The organism is Halomonas sp. H5 (assembly GCF_050613175.1).
GTDB classification, from domain to species: domain Bacteria; phylum Pseudomonadota; class Gammaproteobacteria; order Pseudomonadales; family Halomonadaceae; genus Bisbaumannia; species Bisbaumannia salifodinae.
This window is the reverse complement of sequence record NZ_CP192510.1, coordinates 2,538,167-2,554,957: the sequence shown is the minus strand read 5'-3', so window position 1 is coordinate 2,554,957 and position 16,791 is coordinate 2,538,167. Positions and strand designations below refer to the sequence as shown.

Below are 16,791 nucleotides of genomic sequence, written 5' to 3'. Positions count from 1 at the left end.
GCAAAACCACTATCGCTGGAGTGTGGCCGCTGGCCGCACTGACGCTCGCCGAGAAGGTCTGGCGTCACGGCCGGCGCATCGTCGGCCCCACGGGGGTCGCCCTGATCCTGGTCGGCCTGGTGGTGGTCTGGGATCCGGCCTGGTTGGTGAGCCTGGTGCCCACGGCGTTGACGCCGATGCGCGTCCATTGAGCCTTCAGAGCGTCTCCCAGGGCAGCGGCGGCGGAGACTCCAGGGCCTCGCGCACCAGGCCCAGGGCCCGCTCGAGCTGGTCGCGGCCGGCGGCGGCGCTCAGGCACAAACGCAGCGCCTGGGGCGCCGGCTCGCTGCCCACGCAGAAGGGCTCGGCGCTGGTCAGCTTGAGGCCGCGCTGGGTCAGCGTCTCCTGCAGGGCGGCGCCGCGCAGGCCATTGGGCAGCGGCAGCCAGAGGTTCGAGCCATGGGGCCGCCCCTCCACCGGGAACCCGGCCAGGCGCTCCCGGGCCAGGGCCTGGCGGGCCCCCAGCTCCTCGGTCTGCCAGGCCAGCAGGCGCTCGGCGTCTTCGCTTGCCACCCAGCGGCACACCGCCTCCACCATCAGCGGCGGCACCATCCAGCTCTGGGCGCGCAGGGTGGCGCCGACACGCTCGCGCAGGGCCTCCGGCACGCAGAGGGTGCCGATGCGCAGCCCCCCGGCCAGCACCTTGGCGGTGCTGAAGATAAACAGGGTGCGCTCCGGGGCCAGGGCCAGCAGCGGGGTGCCGCGCTCCGCGTCGGGCAGGTACTGGACCCCATCCTCGACGATCCAGAAGTCGTGCCGGCGCGCCAGCTCGGCCAGGTGCTCGCGGCGCGCCTCGCTGAGGGGGCGGCCGGTGGGGTTGTTCTGGTCCGGGGTCACGTAGACCAGCCGCGGCGGCTGTTGGGCACAGAGTCGTGCCAGGGCCCGGGTATCCATGCCGTCCTCGTCCAGGGGCACCCCCAGCACTTTGAGGTGGGCCTGCTGGGCGGCGGCGATCAGCCCGGGGTAGGTGAGGGCGTCGGCGGCGATGCGCTCGCCGGGGCGGGTCAGGGCGCGCAGCGCCAGGTCGATGCCGTGCTGGCCGCCCTGGGTCACCAGCAGCCGTCGCGGGTCGGCGTCGATGCCCAGCAGGCGTTGCAGCCAGGCCGCCAGCTGGCGGCGATGGGCCGGCACGCCGCGCTCCGATTGGTACTCCACGGCGCGCCGCAGCACCGCCTCGTCGCCGGCCAGCTCACCCAGGATGCGTCCCAGGGCACCGGCGCGCAGCGGGTGGGGCGGCGGCAGGCTCATGCTCAGATCGATGATGCCGTCATCCACCGTTTCGTCCTCCGGCGGCGCGGCCAGGAAGGGCGGGGTGGCCGGGGCCTCGGCATCGCACACATAGGTGCCGCTGCCGACCCGGGCGGTGACCCAGCCCTGGCGTTCGGCCTCGGCATAGGCGCGGGTCACGGTGCCCACGGTCACGCCCAGGGCGTCGGCCAGGCGCCGCTGGGGCGGCAGGCGCTGCCCCGGGGCCAGCTCGCCGTCGTGGATGGCCCGAACGATGGCCTCACCGATGGCGCGGTAGCGGGGCCCTTCCGCGGTGAGGCGAGGAATCCAGATTGTCATGGTGACAATAAAACCTTTGACGGGATAATTGTGCCTATTATGCTGAGTTTAGGCGCAAATATCGCGCTGTTCCGCCCAATAATCGCATAATTGTATGGATTCAATTTTATGGAAGCCTTGGCATTCCTGGGCCCGGCGGCCCTCTATATGATCTCCATGACCATCACTCCCGGCCCCAACAATGTGATGCTCACCGCCTCCGGGGCCAACTACGGCTTCCTGCGCACCCTGCCGCATATCTTCGGCATCCTGGGGGGCTGTTTCCTGCTCTTCGCCGGTATCGCCCTGGGCCTGGGGCTGCTCTTCGAACGTTTCCCCCTGGTGCAGACCGCGCTGCGTCTGATCGGCAGCGCCTACCTGCTCTACCTGGCCTGGCGCATCGCCACCGCGCCGCCGCCGGACCTGCGTCGCCGCGGCGAGGGGCGCCCGCTGACCTTCTGGCAGGCCGCGGCCTTCCAGTTCGCCAACCCCAAGGCCTGGGTGATGGGCCTGGCGCTGATGGCGGGCTTTTTGCCCGAGGGCGGCGACACCTGGCTCAATGCCCTGCTGCTGGCGGCCTTCGCCGAGCTGGTGGCGCTGCCCTGCATCGCGGTCTGGGCCGGCTTCGGTACCGCCATCGGCCGCTGGCTCGACAGCCCCCGGGCCTGGCGGGTCTTCAACGCCCTGATGGGGGCGCTCACCGCCGCCTGCGTGCTTTTTATTCTGGGCTAAGGGCGCTTTTTCCTCAGCTGACGGCGCTATCCTGGGCCGAGGGCTTAGGCCTTCCCCGGGTGGAAGGCCTCCCAGGTCTTCTCCGCCAGGCCGATGCCGGCGCCGGTCATGGTCAGGTAGGTCTCGTCGGCGCCGGCCTCGCGCAGGATCTCCGCCTCGTCGTCATAGAGCGTATTGGCGACGATGGGGCCGCCGAAGCCCAGGCGGCGCAACTGACGCGCCGCCATCACCTTGCCCTCCATCTCCGGCATGGCCAGGATCACCGCCTTGATGCGGCTGATATCGATGGCATGCCAGAAGCCGATATCCTCGGCATCGGCATAGACCACCCGGCGCCCCGCCTTCTGATGCTTGCCAACCTTGTTGGGGTCGGCATCCAGGCCCACCACCCGCGCCTTGCGTTCGGCGAGGAAGTCGTAGGCGGCGCTGCCGGTGCGCCCCATGCCCATGATCAGCAGATCCGAGCGGCCCAGGGAGACCGGCTGCTCGTCGGGGTGCTTGGTGTGGCTCTCGAAGCGCCTGAGGACGGTCTCCAGGCGATCGAAGAGCGGGTGGGCCAGGCGATTCAGCGGCGCGGCCACCACGAAGGAGACCGCCACCGTGATGGCCAGGGGCACCAGCCACTCTTCCAGCACGCCGGCGGCGACGATCAGCCCGAACTCGCTGTAGCAGGTGAGGCTCAGCGCGCCGAGGAAGGCGTTACGGGCACGCAGCCGGAACAGGGTCAGCAGGAAGAAGAACACCAGCCCCTTGAGGGGCAGGATCAGCGCCATCACCAGGGCGAAGGTCAGCGCCTCGGCGTCGGGCAGGCCGGCCATGCCGATCTGCAGGAAGAAGCCGATCAGCAGGATCTCCTTGAGGCCCCACAGGGCCTGGGAAAGCTCCTGGGCGCGGGGATGCTCGGCCAGCAGCACGCCCATGACCAGGGCGCCCAGCTCGGGGCTCAGCCCCACCAATTCGAAGCCCAGGCCGCCCAGGGCCACCGCCAGGATCACCCCCATCAGCACCAGCAGCTCCTCGTGGCCGGCCACGTCCATCAGCCAGTAGAGCACCGGCTTGAGCAGCGGCAGGGCGAAGACTCCCAGCGCCCAGACGGAGGGGGTATGGCCGCCGGCCAGGCTCAGCACCGCCAGGGCGATCAGGTCCTGGATGATCAGGATGCCGATGGCCACCCGGCCATGGAAGGCGCGCAGCTCGCGCTTGGATTCCAGCACCTTGGCCGCCAGCACCGTGCTGGAGAAGGCCAGGGCCACTCCCAGCAGCAGGGCGGTCTGACGGTCGAGCTGGGTCAACGCCAAGATGCCCAGGGCGAAGACCCCGGTGGTAAAGACGAAGTGCAGCAGGGCGCCGCCCAGCACCACCGGCTGCAGCAGGCTCTTGAGCTTGAGCTTGAGGCCCACGGTGAACAGCAGCAGCAGGACCCCCATATGGGCCACGTGTTCCAGTACCGGGCCGGCCTCGTCGGGCAGGCCCAGGCCGGGGCCATAGGCGTTGAGGGCGAAGCCGGCGGCCAGGAAACCGACCAGCGGCGGCAGGCCGATCTGGCGCACCAGCATGCCGAAAATAAAGGCGAAGGAGAGAGGAAGCACTTCGATCAGGGCACTCATGGCGTCGTCATTTTCCTGGGGTCGCAATAAGAGTGGGCCGGCAAGCTTAGCATGACCCTTGGTGGCATCGGATGACCCCGTTGGGCGCCTGCGTTGAACCCCGTTATCCCGTTGCCGGCTAGGGTGGTAACAGGGCAGGCCGGGGAGACGCCGATGAACAAATGGGCAGTCGTGGCGGGGGCCTCGTTGCTGGTGGTGGTGGGCCTGGCGCTGCTGCCGGCCTCCCGGACGCCCCTGTCGACGGGCGAACCGGCGACGCCCGAGGCCCTGGCCGAGCGCCGCGGTGCCCTGATCGACCGCCTGGTGTTCACCCAGGAGAGCGACCCGGGGCGGGTCACCGGCCTCCTCGAGACCGGCAGCCACCAGGCCTTCGTGCAGGGCATCGGCAGCATCCCCGTCTACCGCCGCCTGCGCGACGCCCCGGGGGCCGACTATGACCTCTCCTACGGCTCCTCGGTGGAGCTGACCCTCAACCCGGTAGGGCCGACGTTCCGCGATGGCCGCCTCAATCCCTTCCATGTGCCGGCCATCCGCGAGGCCCTGCACCAGTTGGTGGATCGCGACTATATCGCCGAGGAGCTCTACGGCGGCCTGGCGGTGCCGCGCTGGCTGCCGATCAGCACCGCCTTCCCCGACTACGCCCGCCTGGCCGAGACCGCCCGCGCCCTGGAGCTGCGCTATGCCTATGATCCGGCGGCGGCCGAGGCCACGATTGCCCGGGAGATGCGCGCCCTCGGCGCCACCCGCGAGGCCGGGCGCTGGCACCATAGGGGCGAGCCGGTGACCCTGATCCTGCTGATTCGCAACGACGACGAGCGGCGCCGGGTAGGGGACTACCTGGCCAACCAACTGGAGGACATCGGCTTCGGTGTGGAGCGTCGCTACCGCAACGCCGAGGAGGCCTCGCGGCTGTGGATCGCCGGTGATCCCGCCGCCGGCCAGTGGCACCTCTACACCGGCGGCTGGATCTCCATCGTCATCCAGCGCGATCAGGCCCAGAACTTCAGCGACTTCTATACGCCCCGGGGGCGCGCCGAGCCGCTCTGGCAGGCTTATGCGCCGAGCCCCGAGCTCGATGCCCTGGCCGAGCGCCTGGAGCGCCGCGACTACGCCGACTGGGACGAGCGCCAGGCGCTGATGGCCCGGGCCCTGGAGCTGGCCATGCAGGATTCGGTGCGGCTCTGGCTGGTGGACCGCCTCAGCGTCTCGGCCCGGGCCAGTAACGTCTCGGTGGCCTCGGACTTGGCCGGCGGCCTGGCCGGCTCGGCGCTGTGGCCCTATACCCTGCGCTACGACGGGCGCCTGGGGGGCGAGATGGTCTTCGGCACCCCGGGGCTGCTCACCGAGCCCTGGAACCCCATCGCCGGCAGCAACTGGATCTTCGATCGCATGATCACCCGGGCCCTGGCCGACCCGCCGTTGCTACCCGACCCCTACACCGGTCTCTATCGCCCCCAGCGCCTGAGCCATGCCGAGGTGACGGTGGCCGAGGGCGTCACCCTGACCCGCAGCCTCGACTGGCTGAGCCTGGATCGGCAGGAGCAAATCCGCGTCCCCGACGACGCCTGGCTGGGCTGGGACGCCGGCGAGGGACGGCTGATCACGGTGGGCGAGGCGCATCCCGACCGGCCGCTGACCGCCCGTACCCGGGTGCGCCTCCACTACGAGGAGGGCTACCTGGCGCAGCGCTGGCACGACGGCTCGCCGCGCTCGGTGGCGGACCTGCTGCTGCCCTGGCTCCTCGCCTTCGAGCGGGCCGACGAGGCGAGCCCGCTGTTCGACGCCGCCCACCAGCCCACCTTCGAGGCCTATCGCCAGCACTTCCGCGGCTGGCGCATCCTGAGTACCGAGCCGTTGATCATCGAGGCCTACAGCGATCAGGGCTTCCCCGACGCCGAGACCCTGGTGGCGGCCCGGGCCCCCCTGCCGCTGCCCTGGCACACCCTGGCCCTGGGTATCCTGGCCGAGCGGCGCGGCGAGCTGGCCTTCTCCTCCCACCAGGCGGATCGTCGCGGCATCGACTGGCTCAACCTGGTGGCCGGGCCCAGCCTGGCGATCCTCGAGCGCTACCTGGCGGAGGCCCGGGAGCGGCGCTACCTGCCCTTCGCCGCGGCCCTCTCGCCCTGGGTCGAGGCGGCGGAGATCGCCGCCCGCTATGCCGCCCTCGACGACTGGGTGGCGTCCCGTGGTCACTTCTGGATCGGCGATGGGCCCTTCGAGCTGGCGGCGGTCTACCCCCTGGAGGGCAGCCTGGTGCTGCGGCGCTTCGAGGAGTTCCCCGACCCGGCCAACAAGTGGCTCTCGCTCAGCCGGGCGGCGCTGCCGGAGCTCACCACCGAGGGCCCCCTGGTGGTGAGCGCCGGCGAGCCGGTCCGGGTGCGCCTGACCGTGACCCGGGAGGGCGAGCCCTACCCGGAGGACGCCATCGAGGGGATTCGCTACCTGCTCTTCGATGGGCAGGGGCGGCTCGCCGCGCGCGGCGAGCCCCGGCCACTGGGCCAGGGCGAGTGGGGCCTGACCCTGGACGCCGAGCGCCTCGCAGCCCTGGGCGCCGGCGCCCATCGCCTGGAATTCATCCTCACCAGCCATCGGGTGGCCCTGCCCAGCTTCGCCAGCCACCTCTTCGCTACCCTGCCGGCCCGCGCCGAGGAGGTAAGTCCATGATGCCGCGCCGCTCCTCGCGACCCGCTCGGGAAAGGGACCTGCGCTACTCGGCGACCGACACCGAGGAGGTGAGCCCATGATGCCGCGACGCCCCTCGCGACTCACTCGGGAAAGGGACCCGCGCGACTTGGCCCGCTACTCGGCGACCGATGCCGAGGAGGTGAGTCCATGATGCCGCATCGCGCCTGGGGTCGGGACCTGAGGTACCTCGCCCTCTACCTGGTCAAGCGCCTGCTGGCGCTGCTGGTCACGGTGCTGATCGGCGTCTACCTGACCATCGTGGTGGCCAATATGGGCGGCCAGGTGGACGAGCTGCGCCGGGTGCAGATTCGCAGCGAGGCCTTCGAGCAGGTGCGTGCCGACCCCGCCTTCCAGGAGATGGCCAGCGCCGAGCGCAACGCCCTGGTGGAACGCCGGGTGGCGCTGGAGGTCGAGCGTCTACGCCTCGACGAACCCTTTCTGCTGCGCAGCGTCGACTACCTGCAGCGCGCCATGCGCCTCGACCTGGGGCGTGCCGAACAGATGCACAGCGACGCCGGCTCGCGCCAGGTACGGGCGATCATCGTCGAGCGCCTACCGGCGACCCTGCTGCTGTTCGGCACCGCCAACCTGCTGGTGTTCTTCTCGGCGGTGGGCAGCGCCCTCTGGCTGTCGCGGCGCTACGGCGGCCGCATCGATCGCCTGGTGATCGCCCTGGCCCCCAGCTCGGCGGCGCCGGGCTGGTTCTACGGCATCTTCCTGATCCTCGCCTTCGCCTTCCTGGTGCCGCTGCTGCCGCCGGGGGGCATGGTGGCGGCACCGCCCCCGCAGGGCCTGGCCTACGCGGTCAGCCTGGCGCGGCATATGCTGCTGCCGGTGGCGGCCATGGTGCTGTCGTCGATCTTCGTCTCCATCTACGCCTGGCGCACCTTCTTCCTGATCCATGCCAGCGAGGACTATGTGGAGATGGCCCGGGCCAAGGGGCTGCCGTCGCGGCTGATCGAGCGCCGCTATATCCTGCGCCCGACCCTGGCGCCGATCATCACCAACTTCCTGCTGATGCTGATCGGCCTGTGGAGCGGCGCCATCATCCTCGAGCAGGTCTTCAACTGGCCGGGGCTGGGCTCGCTGCTGTTCCAGGCCATCGGCTTCCGCGACACCCCGGTGATCATCGGCGCCGTGGTGATCTTCGCCTACCTGCTGGCGCTGACCGTGCTGCTGCTGGACCTGCTCTATGCGCTGCTCGATCCCCGGGTGCGGCTCCTCGGCGAGGGGAGGGGCGGCGTATGAACTTGGGTATGGGACACCGCGAGACCTGGGCGGAACTGCGTCGCTATCCCTCGGCCCTGGCCGGGGTGGCGCTGATCCTGCTGCTGGTCGCCCTGGCCCTGCATACCCTGGCCACCGTGCCCTACGACCAGGCGGTGGCCAGCTGGCGCAGCGGCGAGGCTCGCCTGCCGGTCAATGCGCGGCCGCTGTGGAGCGACTGGCTAAGCCCCGGCCGGGCGCCGCGCAGCCAGAGCCTGATCGCCGAGACGCTGGAGAGCGAGGCCTTTCCCGGTGGGCGACGCCTGACCCAGCGGATCGCCCTCGACTACGCCTACGACGACTTCCCCAGCGAGCTGGCGCTCTTCCTCACCCCGCGGAATAGCGAGCGGGCGGCCTTCCTGCGCCTCACCTGGCGGACCCCGGACGGGCGCGAGATCAACCTCGGCAACCGGCGCCTGGTCGGCGAGACCCGGGTGGCGCTCTCCCAGGATCGTACCCTGGAGCGGCGCCTGGGGCGGCCGGCGCACCTCGGCCTGCTGGCCGCACCGGGCGGCGAGGCGGTGCTGTCCGGGCGATATACGCTGACCCTGGAGGCGGTGTTCTTCGACCCCGACGCCGAGCTGGCCAGCGAGCTGTTGCTCTATGGCCGGGTGCATGGCCTGGCCGGCACCGATCACCAGCGCCGCGACCTCGGCCTGGCGCTGCGCTGGGGCACGCCGATCGCCCTGGCCTTCGGCCTGGTGGCGGCGGTGGGCACCACCCTCAGCACCCTGGTGATCGCCGCCGTGGGCGTCTGGTACCGGGGCTGGGTGGATGCCCTGATCCAGCGCCTCACCGAGGTCAATATGATCCTGCCGCTGCTGCCGATCCTGGTGATGGTGGGTACCCTCTACTCCACCAGCATCTGGCTGATGCTGGGGGTGGTGGTGGCGCTGGGCATCTTCAGCGCCGGCATCAAGACCTACCGGGCCATGCTGCTGCCGATCCGCGAGGCCCCCTATATCGAGGCGGCCCGGGCCTATGGCGCCAGCCACCTGCGCATCGTGATGCGCTATATGCTGCCGCGCATCCTGCCGGTGCTGATTCCTACCTTCGTCACCCTGATTCCCACCTTCGTCTTCCTCGAGGCGTCGCTGGCGGTGCTGGGGCTGGGCGACCCGGTGCTGCCCACCTGGGGCAAGGTGCTCAACGACGCCCAGGCCCAGAGCGCCCTCTACAACGGCTACTACTACTGGGTGCTGGCCCCGGCGGCGCTGCTGATGCTCTCCGGGCTCGGCTTCGCCATGCTCGGTTTCGCCCTCGACCGGGTCTTCAATCCCCGGCTAAGGAGCCTGTGATGCCCGAGGCGCTGCTCGAGGTGGAGGGACTGACCCTCGACTACCATACCCGCGGCGGGGTGATGCGCGCCGTGGACGACGTCGGCTTCGCGGTCGGCCGCGGCGAGGCCCTGGTGGTGCTGGGCGAGTCGGGCTGCGGCAAGAGCTCCCTGGCCCGGGCCCTGATGCGGCTACTGCCGCGCAATGCCGGCGGCCTGGGCGGGCGGGTGCGCCTGGCCGGACGCGAGCTGCACCTGCTGGATGACGAGACCTTTCGCCGCGAGGTGCAGTGGCAGGGGCTGGCGCTGGTGATGCAGGCCTCCATGAACGCCCTCAACCCGGTGGTCAAGGTGGGCGAGCAGGTCGCCGAGCCGCTGCGGGTGCACCTGGGCTGGGAGCGCCGCCGGGCCCTGGCCCGGGCCGCCGAGGTCTTCGAGCTGGTGGGGCTGCCCGGCGACTTCCTGCGCCGCTACCCCTTCGAGCTCTCCGGCGGCATGCGCCAGCGGGCGGTGCTGGCCATGGCGCTGGTGGCCGAGCCCGCCCTGGTGATCCTCGATGAGCCCACCTCGGCCTTGGACGTGCTGACCCAGGCGGGGATCATGAACGCCCTCAAGCGGGTCAAGGCGGAGCTGGGTACCGGCTTTATCCTGATCACCCATGACGTGGCCACCTCCAGCGAGCTGGCCGACCGGGTGGCGCTGATGTACGCCGGCCAGTTGGTGGAGGTGGCCGACGCCGCCACCTTCTTCAGCGCCCCGGGGCATCCCTATGCCCAGGCGCTGATGGCCAGCGTCCCCAAACTGCGCCAGCGCGAGCGGCCCCGGGCGATCCCCGGCGAGCCCCCCAGCCTGCTCGACCCGCCCCTGGGCTGCCGCTTCGCCGCGCGCTGCCCGCACCGCTTCGCCGACTGCGACCGGCTGCCGCCCAGCTTCGCCCCGGCGCCGCGCCAGGAGGTACGTTGCTGGTTATATAAGGAGGCCTCCCGATGAGTGCCCTGGTTCAGGTGGACGATCTGTCGGTACATTTTGAGGTACGCCAGTGGGGCTTCCTGCGCCTGGGGGCGGTGCAGGCGGTGGATCGGGTGGCCCTGACACTGGCGGAGGGGGAGTCGGTGGCCATCGTCGGCGAGAGCGGCTGCGGCAAGAGTACCCTGGCGCGCACCCTGCTGGGGCTGCATCGTCCCACCCAGGGCGAGGTGCGCTTCGCCGGGCGTGAGCTCAGCGGCCTGCGCCGCCGTGAGCTGAAGGCCTACCGGGCCAGCGCCGGCTATGTGCAGCAGGACCCCTTCGGCGCCACCGCGCCCTTCCTCGACGTGCGACGCATCCTCGCCGAGCCGCTGATTATCCATGGGGTGGCGCGCGCCGAGCGGGAGGCGCGCATCCGCGCCGCCCTGGAGGAGGTGCACCTGACCCCGGTGGAGGAGCTGCTCGGCAAGTTCCCGCATATGCTCAGTGGCGGCCAGCAGCAGCGCCTGGTGATCGCCCGGGCGCTGATCCTCGGGCCGCGGCTGCTGATCGCCGACGAGCCGGTCTCCATGCTCGACGCCTCGGTACGGGTGGAGATCCTCGAGCTGTTGCGGCGCATCCAGGGCCAGCGCCGCCTGACCCTGGCCTTTATCACCCACGACCTCTCCACGGTGCGCCACTACGCCGAGCGCATTTTCGTGATGTACGCCGGCCGCCTGGTGGAGTCGGCGCCGGTGGACGAGCTGCTCGATGCCCCCCGCCACCCCTACACCCAGGCCCTGCTGGGGGCCATCGCCGACCCGGACGCCGCCAATGCCCGCCGACAGCGCGAGCTGCCCGTCGGCGAGCCGCCTAGCCTGCTCAAGCCGCCCCGGGGCTGTCGCTTCCACCCGCGCTGCCCCCACGCCATGGCCGGGCTCTGCGACCGGGACGATCCCCCGGACTTCGACGTCGGCAAGAACCACCTCAGCGCCTGCTGGCTGCATCGGGAATAGCCATCGCCTGGCGACCGCCGGTCTTGTGGGAGATTCTATGTTGCCCCTCAAGCCGCCACCATGGTTTCTGTGGGAGCGCGGATTCCGCGCGATTCGCCCGCAGGGTGATCCTGACTGTCACCAGGGGCGACTGCGTCGCCCAATCGTTCGGCAAAGCCAAACTCCCACAACCCCAGTGGTCATCCAAGTTCTTGTGGAATAGCCATCTCACTCCCCGTGGGAGATTCTATGTCGCCCCTGCCTCGGCGGGCCCGCCTCGGGTATCATCGGCGGCCCGTTTCCCGCGAGCCACGCCATGCCCTCCCTCTATGCCCAACGCTTTTCTCGCCTCACGGAACTGCTGGCCCAGTGGCAGCCGCTCTGGGCGCCGGAGCCGTTCCGCTATCGCCGGGCGCCCTGGGCGGAAGCCTTCCCCGCCCTCGAGGCCTGGTTGCTGGGGCTGGACGAGGCCGAGCGGGAGCGCCTCGAGGCGGACCCCTTCGCCGCCTCGAGGCTTGCCGACTGGCTGCCGGTGGCGGAACTCGCGGCGCTGTGCGAGGTGGCGCCGCTGCCCGAGGCCGAGGGGGCGCGGCCGCTGCCCGAGGCCTGGGCCACCCATGTGGGCGGGCGCAAATGGGCGCAGATCGCCGCCTTCGCCGCCCGCCTGGCCCCGGCGCCGGACTACCTGGAGTGGTGCGCCGGCAAGGGCCACCTGGGGCGGGCCCTGGCACGACGCGATAACGCCCGGGTGATCGGCCTGGAGTGGCAGGCACCGCTCTGCCAGGCGGGCCAGGCCCTGGCCGAGGCCCAGGGGGCGAATCTCGAGTTGCAGCCCCAGGATGTAATGGCCGAGGGCGCCGCCGACTGGCTGACGCCGGGCCGTCAGTTGGTGGCCCTGCACGCCTGCGGCGACCTGCATGGGCGGCTGGTTCGGCGGGCCGCCGAGCGGCGCCTGCCGCTGACCCTGGCGCCCTGCTGTTACCAGCGCACCGCCGACGCCAGCTATCGGCCGCTCTCCCGCCAGGGCGAGCGGGCCATGGCCGAGCATGGGCTGGCGCTGCCCCGGGAGCAACTGGCCCTGGCGGTGCAGGAGACGGTGACCGCGCCGCGCCAGGTGCGCCTGAGCCGTGCCCGGGCCAATGCCTGGCGGCTGGGCTTCGACGAGTTGCAGCGGGAATGGCGCGGCGAGGATAGCTACCTGCCGGTGCCCAGCCTCGCCTATGGGCGCTTGCCCGAGGAGTTCGCCGGCTTCTGCCGCTGGGCCGCCGCCGAGAAGGGGCTACGCCTGCCGTCGACCCTGGAGTGGGCGCGCTTCGAGGCGGCGGGTCAGGCCCGCCAGGCCCGGGTCGAACGCCTGGAGCTGGTGCGTCACCTCTTCCGCCGCCCCCTGGAGCTATGGCTGGTGCTGGACCGCCTGCTGTGCCTGGAGGAGGCGGGCCTGTCGGTGCGCCTTGGGACCTTCTGCGAGCGCTCGCTCACCCCGCGGAATCTATTGATTCAGGCGCAGTGATCTTGGTTTCTCATGGCTCGGCCCGAGGTAGCGCATCCGCCGTTACTCCGACGCGCTGGGGAAACGGGCCAGCAGCTCCCAGACGCTGCCGTCGCGGCGGATCTCCAGGGGCATCAGGCTGCCCGGCGGTTGGCGACTGACCAGGGCGGTGAGGTCGCTGGGCCGGCGCAGTGCCTGGCCGGCGGCGCGCAGGATGATATCGCCCACCTCCAGCCCCAGGCCCTCGGCCAGCGAGTCGCGGCCGATGCCCTGCACCCGCACGCCGTCGTCGGCGCCGTCCACCCAGAGCCCCAGGCGCGGCGGGGCCGTGGGCTCGAAGGGGGCCTCGTCACCGAGCAGGAAGAGCGCATCGGCCAGGTCCCGGGGCGGCGCCTCGCAGTCCGCCGCCGACCAGGGCAGCAGGCGGAGCTGGGCGGCGATACCTAGGTCGTAGAGCTGATGGGGCACCCCGTGGCCATGACGCAGGTGACCCTGGCCCATCAGCCCCACCACCAGGCGCCCCGGGGCGCTGGCCTCGGCCAGGGCCGTGGCCATGGCGCGATCCCAGACCAGTTGGGCGGCGATAAAACTCTCCAGGCTGGCCTCGCTATCGGCGCCGGTGGAATGGGCACGGAACACCTCGGTCAGTGCCTCCCGGTAGGCCGCGGGGGGCGCCGCCGGCGGCGTGATGGCATGGCGCTCGGCGCTGGGCACGGCGTCCCAGCCCTTGCCGGCCAGGCGCTGGCGCAGCGCCGGGGTGACGTTCAGGGCCAGCAGGGGGATCCGGTGCATGCGCGCGAAGTGCAGGATGGGCAGGTAGAGCCCGGGGTCGAAACCCCAGTGGCGGTGCCAGTCGCTGGCCTCCAGGAAGGCCGCCTCGTCCAGTTCGCCGGCGATCCAGGCGTCCAGGGCCGGCTGCGCCTCCCGGGGCAGCATCTCCAGGCCGATCACCAGGTCGGGCTGGTGGGCATGTAGCCCCGCCAGGGTATGCAGCTGCCAGCGGTGGTGAGCCAGGCGATCGTGCTGTTCGCCCAGCAGCACCACGCGCTGGGTGGCCAGCTCGCTCAGCAGGGCCGGCGTGCTCAGTGGCGTACCATCCGTCGCCTGCCACTGTCCCGGGGCGGCGTCGGGGCAGGCGTTGCCATTGGCGGCGGCGAGCGGGGCGAGGGCGAGGGCGAGGCACAGGCTCAGGGCGAGCAGGCCGGGGGCGACCAGGGCGGGAATGAGGCGGCGAGACAGCAACATGGCGTGCATCCGTGACGGCAGCGATGGCCTTACGTTATCCCCTGGCACCCGGCAGGCAAAGCCGGCGCCACGCTTACTCCTCGAGCAGGGCCTCGCGAAACAGCGCCTCGATGCGCTCCCGGGTGCGGGCATACCAGGTCTCGTCCTTGGTCACCGCGCCCTGGGCATTGAGGGGGTGGGTGGGGATATGCAGGCGCATGTCCAGGCCGCTGTCGCGGTGGGTGGTGACCTGCATGGCGGCGGAGCGTCGCGCCGGGCCATAGGGGATATGCCGGGCCAGCTCGGCCTGGCGCTCGCTGCTGGTGGCGAAGCGGATAAAGGCCCGGGCCGCCTCGGGGTTCGGGGCGCCGCGGGGGATCGCCCAGGTCTCGTGCTCCTGGAGCTGGCCGTCCCAGAGGATCTCGATGGGCAGGTCGCGTTCCACCATGGCGGCGAAGAAGCGCCCGTTGTAGCCGGAGGCCATCACCACCTTGCCCTCTGCCAGCCACTCCACCGGGGTCTCGCCGGCCTCCCACCAGTGGATCTCGTCGAGGCCTCGCAGCCGGGCGAAGGCGAGGTCCAGGCCGCGGCGGGTACTGAGCAGGCGATAGAGCTCCTCCCGGGGCACCTGGTAGGCGAGCAGCGCCCACTCCAGGTTGGCCGCCGGGGTGCGCTGCAGGGCCCGGGGGCCGGGGAAGCGCGCCTGATCGAAGAGGTCGGCGATGCGGGTGGGGCGCCGCCCGGGGAAGGCGTCGCGGCGGTAGGCCACCACGGTGGCGAAGATCGAGTGGCTGATAGCGCAGCGCCCCAGGGCGCCGGGCAGGAAGTCCTCGGCCGCCGGGGTGCCGTCCGGCGCCGGGGCGGCCAGGTCCGGGGGCAGCGGCTCCAGCAGCCCCTCCGCGCAGGCCGCCATGGCCTCGCTGCGGGTCATATCGAGCACGTCCCAGGGGACGTCGTTCTCCGCCACGGCCTGGCGCAGGGCCGTCAGGCCGCCGTTGTAGCGGGCCGCTTCCACCGCCACGCCGGTCGCCTCGGTAAAGGGCGCGAAGAGGGCGCGGCGCTGGGCGCGCTCGTAGGCACCGCCCCAACTGAGTACCGTCAGGGGCTCGGAAGCCTCGGGCGCTTGCGCCCAGGCCGGTGTTGCCAGGGCCAGCAGCCCGGCCATCAGGCCGGCCAGCCCCCCCTGGATCCAGCGTCTAGCCGGCACCGTGTTCCTCCCGCCGCAGGGCGTCGCTGTGATGCAGGAAGGCCCGGGCGATGCTCGCCTCATAGGCCACCCCCAGGAAGCGTTTCTCGTCATCCACCACGGCGATGGCCTCGCCGGTGACCCGCTGCAACTGATGCATCGCCTCCCAGAGCGAGGCCTCGGGGCCCAGCACCGGGCGCGGCGCCTCGGGGCAGTCGGCCAGGGTTGGAGCCTCGCCGCCCTCGCGCTGGGCCTCCAGGTCCGCCAGGGTCACGCAACCCTGGTAGCGCCCCTGGTCATCCACCAGATAGGCCTCGCCGTGGCCCGCCCGGCTCAGCCGCGAGATGGCGTGATCCAGCGGCGTTTCCGGGGCCAGGGTCACGGCGTCGCGGCTGATCAGCTCGGCCAGCCGCGCCTCCTGGAGCACGGCGCGGCCGCGGCCCGCGGAGAGGTCCAGGCCGCGGCGGGCCAGCTGGATATCGAACAGTGAGCGGCCGAACAGCTGGGCGGCGAGGGGGCTGGCCAGGGTGACGCTGGCCAGGGCGGCGGTGGTCAGGGCATAGCTGCCGGTGAGTTCGAAGACGATCAGCAGGGTGGTGAGGGGCGCGCCGATCACCGGCGCGGTGACCGCCACCATGCCGCACACCGCATAGAAGATAAAGGTCTCCTGGGCGCCGCCCAGTTCCGCCACCAGGGTGCCGGCCAGGGCGCCGAAGAGGGTGCCGATGACCAGCGCCGGGCTGAACACGCCGCCGGCGAAGCCCAGCCCCAGGCACAGGGCGGTGGCGGCCAGCTTGAGTCCCAGCACCAGCAGCAGCTCGCCGCCGCCATAGGCGCCGGCCAGGGTGGCGAAGCGCAGGGTCTCCTGTCCCATGCCGAGGATATCCGGCACCCAGAGGGCGGTCAGGCCGAGCAGGGCCCCGGCCAGGGCCGGGCGCAGGCTGAGGGGCAGCGGCAGGCGCTGGGCCAGCCGCCCCATGCCCAGGATGGCATGCATATAGGCCCCGGCCACCAGGGCGCCCAGGCCACCCAGGACCAGGAAGAGAACGAACTCCCAGGGGCGGGGCACGGCGGGGTCGGCGATATGGAAGAGCGCCCCCTGGGCCAGCAATTGCGTGGCCAGCACATGGCCGACGATGGCCGCGGCGGCCACCGGGGCGAAGGCGCGCAGGGCATAGTGGCGCAGCACCACCTCATGGGCGAAGACGATGCCCGCCAGGGGCGCATTGAAGGCCGCGGCGATGGCCGCCGCCACCCCGCAGGCGATGGTGATATTGTCCTCCGAGCGCCCCAGGCGCAGCAGCCGCGCCGCCTGGGAGCCCAGGGTGGCCCCCAGGTGCACCAGGGGGCCGTACTGACCCACCGAGGCGCCGGCGCCCAGCGACACCAGGGCGCTCAGCGCCGAGAGGCCGCCGGCCCTGGCCGGCAGGCGGCCGTGGCGGGTCTGGACGGCGGCGATGGCATCGGCGGGGGTATGGGGGCGGCCGCCGGGCAGGCCGCGATGCAGCTGGCCGACGACCAGGCCGCCCAGGGTCGGCACCAGCAGGGTGGCCAGCATCACCAGGGTGGCGTCGGCGGTCATCATCCGGCCCCGGGGCGAGATCAGCAGCAGGTCGTTGAGCCACACCACCGCATTGACGAAGCCGGCGGCGGCCAGAGCCGCCACGCCGCCGATCAGCCCCCCCAGCAGCACCAGGCCGAGGAAGCGCAGCACCGCGAGCGGTCGCCGGGTCGATAAGCCGTCTGTACTGGGCGAGTCCATGCTCAAGGTGTAGGCGCCATTGGCCCGCTGGGCAAGGCGC

13 protein-coding genes are annotated in these 16,791 nt (G+C 71.7%); 8 read left to right on the top strand and 5 right to left on the bottom strand.

The genetic code is table 11. The features are described from left to right. Positions 1–20 precede the first annotated feature (20 nt). Positions 21–191, top strand: a complete 171-nt coding sequence (locus ACQ1W9_RS11880; RefSeq protein WP_431023567.1) for a hypothetical protein — start codon at positions 21–23, stop codon at positions 189–191. 4 nt (positions 192–195) lie between these two features. Here the strand turns inward: ACQ1W9_RS11880 and ACQ1W9_RS11875 are convergent, their stop codons facing one another. Beyond that, positions 196–1,605, bottom strand: coding sequence for a PLP-dependent aminotransferase family protein (locus ACQ1W9_RS11875; RefSeq protein WP_431023566.1), 1,410 nt, complete (start codon positions 1,603–1,605; stop codon positions 196–198). A 108-nt stretch (positions 1,606–1,713) separates the two neighbouring features. On the opposite strand from ACQ1W9_RS11875, the gene ACQ1W9_RS11870 reads away from it, so the two are divergent. Continuing rightward, on the top strand, positions 1,714–2,316 hold the full coding sequence (locus tag ACQ1W9_RS11870) for a LysE family translocator (RefSeq protein ID WP_346063037.1): 603 nt from the start codon (positions 1,714–1,716) through the stop codon (positions 2,314–2,316). 44 nt (positions 2,317–2,360) lie between these two features. Here ACQ1W9_RS11870 and ACQ1W9_RS11865 read toward each other — a convergent pair whose 3' ends face one another. Then, entirely contained in the window at positions 2,361–3,923 is a 1,563-nt protein-coding gene (locus tag ACQ1W9_RS11865; RefSeq protein ID WP_431023565.1) for a cation:proton antiporter, read from the bottom strand. Between the two features lie 153 nt (positions 3,924–4,076). Between ACQ1W9_RS11865 and ACQ1W9_RS11860 the strand changes: the two genes are divergently transcribed. From ACQ1W9_RS11860 to ACQ1W9_RS11835, 6 genes are all read left to right on the top strand, one after another. Continuing rightward, positions 4,077–6,587: an ABC transporter substrate-binding protein gene (locus tag ACQ1W9_RS11860; RefSeq protein ID WP_431023564.1), complete on the top strand. Its 2,511-nt coding sequence runs from the start codon at positions 4,077–4,079 to the stop codon at positions 6,585–6,587. A gap of 168 nt (positions 6,588–6,755) precedes the next feature. Beyond that, a complete protein-coding gene (locus ACQ1W9_RS11855) occupies positions 6,756–7,856 on the top strand; it encodes an ABC transporter permease (RefSeq protein ID WP_431023563.1) in 1,101 nt (366 codons plus the stop codon). Beyond that, the gene (locus tag ACQ1W9_RS11850) at positions 7,853–9,172 is read left to right on the top strand and encodes an ABC transporter permease (protein ID WP_431023562.1); all 1,320 of its coding nucleotides are present in this window, start codon (positions 7,853–7,855) and stop codon (positions 9,170–9,172) included. Before ACQ1W9_RS11855 ends, ACQ1W9_RS11850 begins: the two co-directional genes overlap by 4 nt. Further along, complete coding sequence (locus tag ACQ1W9_RS11845; protein ID WP_431023561.1) at positions 9,172–10,140, top strand: ABC transporter ATP-binding protein; 969 nt, start codon at positions 9,172–9,174, stop codon at positions 10,138–10,140. Before ACQ1W9_RS11850 ends, ACQ1W9_RS11845 begins: the two co-directional genes overlap by 1 nt. Further along, on the top strand, positions 10,137–11,111 hold the full coding sequence (locus ACQ1W9_RS11840; protein WP_431023560.1) for an ABC transporter ATP-binding protein: 975 nt from the start codon (positions 10,137–10,139) through the stop codon (positions 11,109–11,111). The genes ACQ1W9_RS11845 and ACQ1W9_RS11840 overlap by 4 nt, the downstream gene beginning before the upstream one ends. 295 nt (positions 11,112–11,406) lie before the next feature. Next, on the top strand, positions 11,407–12,600 hold the full coding sequence (locus ACQ1W9_RS11835) for a methyltransferase (RefSeq protein ID WP_431023559.1): 1,194 nt from the start codon (positions 11,407–11,409) through the stop codon (positions 12,598–12,600). Between the two features lie 42 nt (positions 12,601–12,642). Here the strand turns inward: ACQ1W9_RS11835 and ACQ1W9_RS11830 are convergent, their stop codons facing one another. The 3 genes from ACQ1W9_RS11830 to ACQ1W9_RS11820 all read right to left on the bottom strand — a co-directional run bounded on the left by ACQ1W9_RS11830 (position 12,643) and on the right by ACQ1W9_RS11820 (position 16,703). Then, on the bottom strand, positions 12,643–13,824 hold the full coding sequence (locus tag ACQ1W9_RS11830) for a ChaN family lipoprotein (protein WP_431023558.1): 1,182 nt from the start codon (positions 13,822–13,824) through the stop codon (positions 12,643–12,645). 73 nt (positions 13,825–13,897) lie between these two features. Next, entirely contained in the window at positions 13,898–15,010 is a 1,113-nt protein-coding gene (locus ACQ1W9_RS11825) for an extracellular solute-binding protein (protein ID WP_431023557.1), read from the bottom strand. After that, positions 15,000–16,703 carry a chloride channel protein gene (locus tag ACQ1W9_RS11820; protein ID WP_431023556.1) on the bottom strand — a complete coding sequence of 568 codons (1,704 nt, stop codon included), beginning with the start codon at positions 16,701–16,703 and terminating at the stop codon, positions 15,000–15,002. The genes ACQ1W9_RS11825 and ACQ1W9_RS11820 overlap by 11 nt, the downstream gene beginning before the upstream one ends. Positions 16,704–16,791: the final 88 nt, after the last annotated feature.

What these genes read in the sequence shown, in the direction of transcription:
- ACQ1W9_RS11845 (WP_431023561.1), top strand. Translation starts at nt 9,172, where the DNA reads ATGCCCGAGGCGCTGCTCGAGGTGGAGGGACTGACCCTCGACTACCAT.
- ACQ1W9_RS11840 (WP_431023560.1), top strand. Translation starts at nt 10,137, where the DNA reads ATGAGTGCCCTGGTTCAGGTGGACGATCTGTCGGTACATTTTGAGGTA.
- ACQ1W9_RS11855 (WP_431023563.1), top strand. Translation starts at nt 6,756, where the DNA reads ATGATGCCGCATCGCGCCTGGGGTCGGGACCTGAGGTACCTCGCCCTC.
- ACQ1W9_RS11870 (WP_346063037.1), top strand. Translation starts at nt 1,714, where the DNA reads ATGGAAGCCTTGGCATTCCTGGGCCCGGCGGCCCTCTATATGATCTCC.
- ACQ1W9_RS11875 (WP_431023566.1), bottom strand. Translation starts at nt 1,605, where the DNA reads ATGACAATCTGGATTCCTCGCCTCACCGCGGAAGGGCCCCGCTACCGC.
- ACQ1W9_RS11830 (WP_431023558.1), bottom strand. Translation starts at nt 13,824, where the DNA reads ATGTTGCTGTCTCGCCGCCTCATTCCCGCCCTGGTCGCCCCCGGCCTG.
- ACQ1W9_RS11850 (WP_431023562.1), top strand. Translation starts at nt 7,853, where the DNA reads ATGAACTTGGGTATGGGACACCGCGAGACCTGGGCGGAACTGCGTCGC.
- ACQ1W9_RS11865 (WP_431023565.1), bottom strand. Translation starts at nt 3,923, where the DNA reads ATGAGTGCCCTGATCGAAGTGCTTCCTCTCTCCTTCGCCTTTATTTTC.
- ACQ1W9_RS11835 (WP_431023559.1), top strand. Translation starts at nt 11,407, where the DNA reads ATGCCCTCCCTCTATGCCCAACGCTTTTCTCGCCTCACGGAACTGCTG.
- ACQ1W9_RS11860 (WP_431023564.1), top strand. Translation starts at nt 4,077, where the DNA reads ATGAACAAATGGGCAGTCGTGGCGGGGGCCTCGTTGCTGGTGGTGGTG.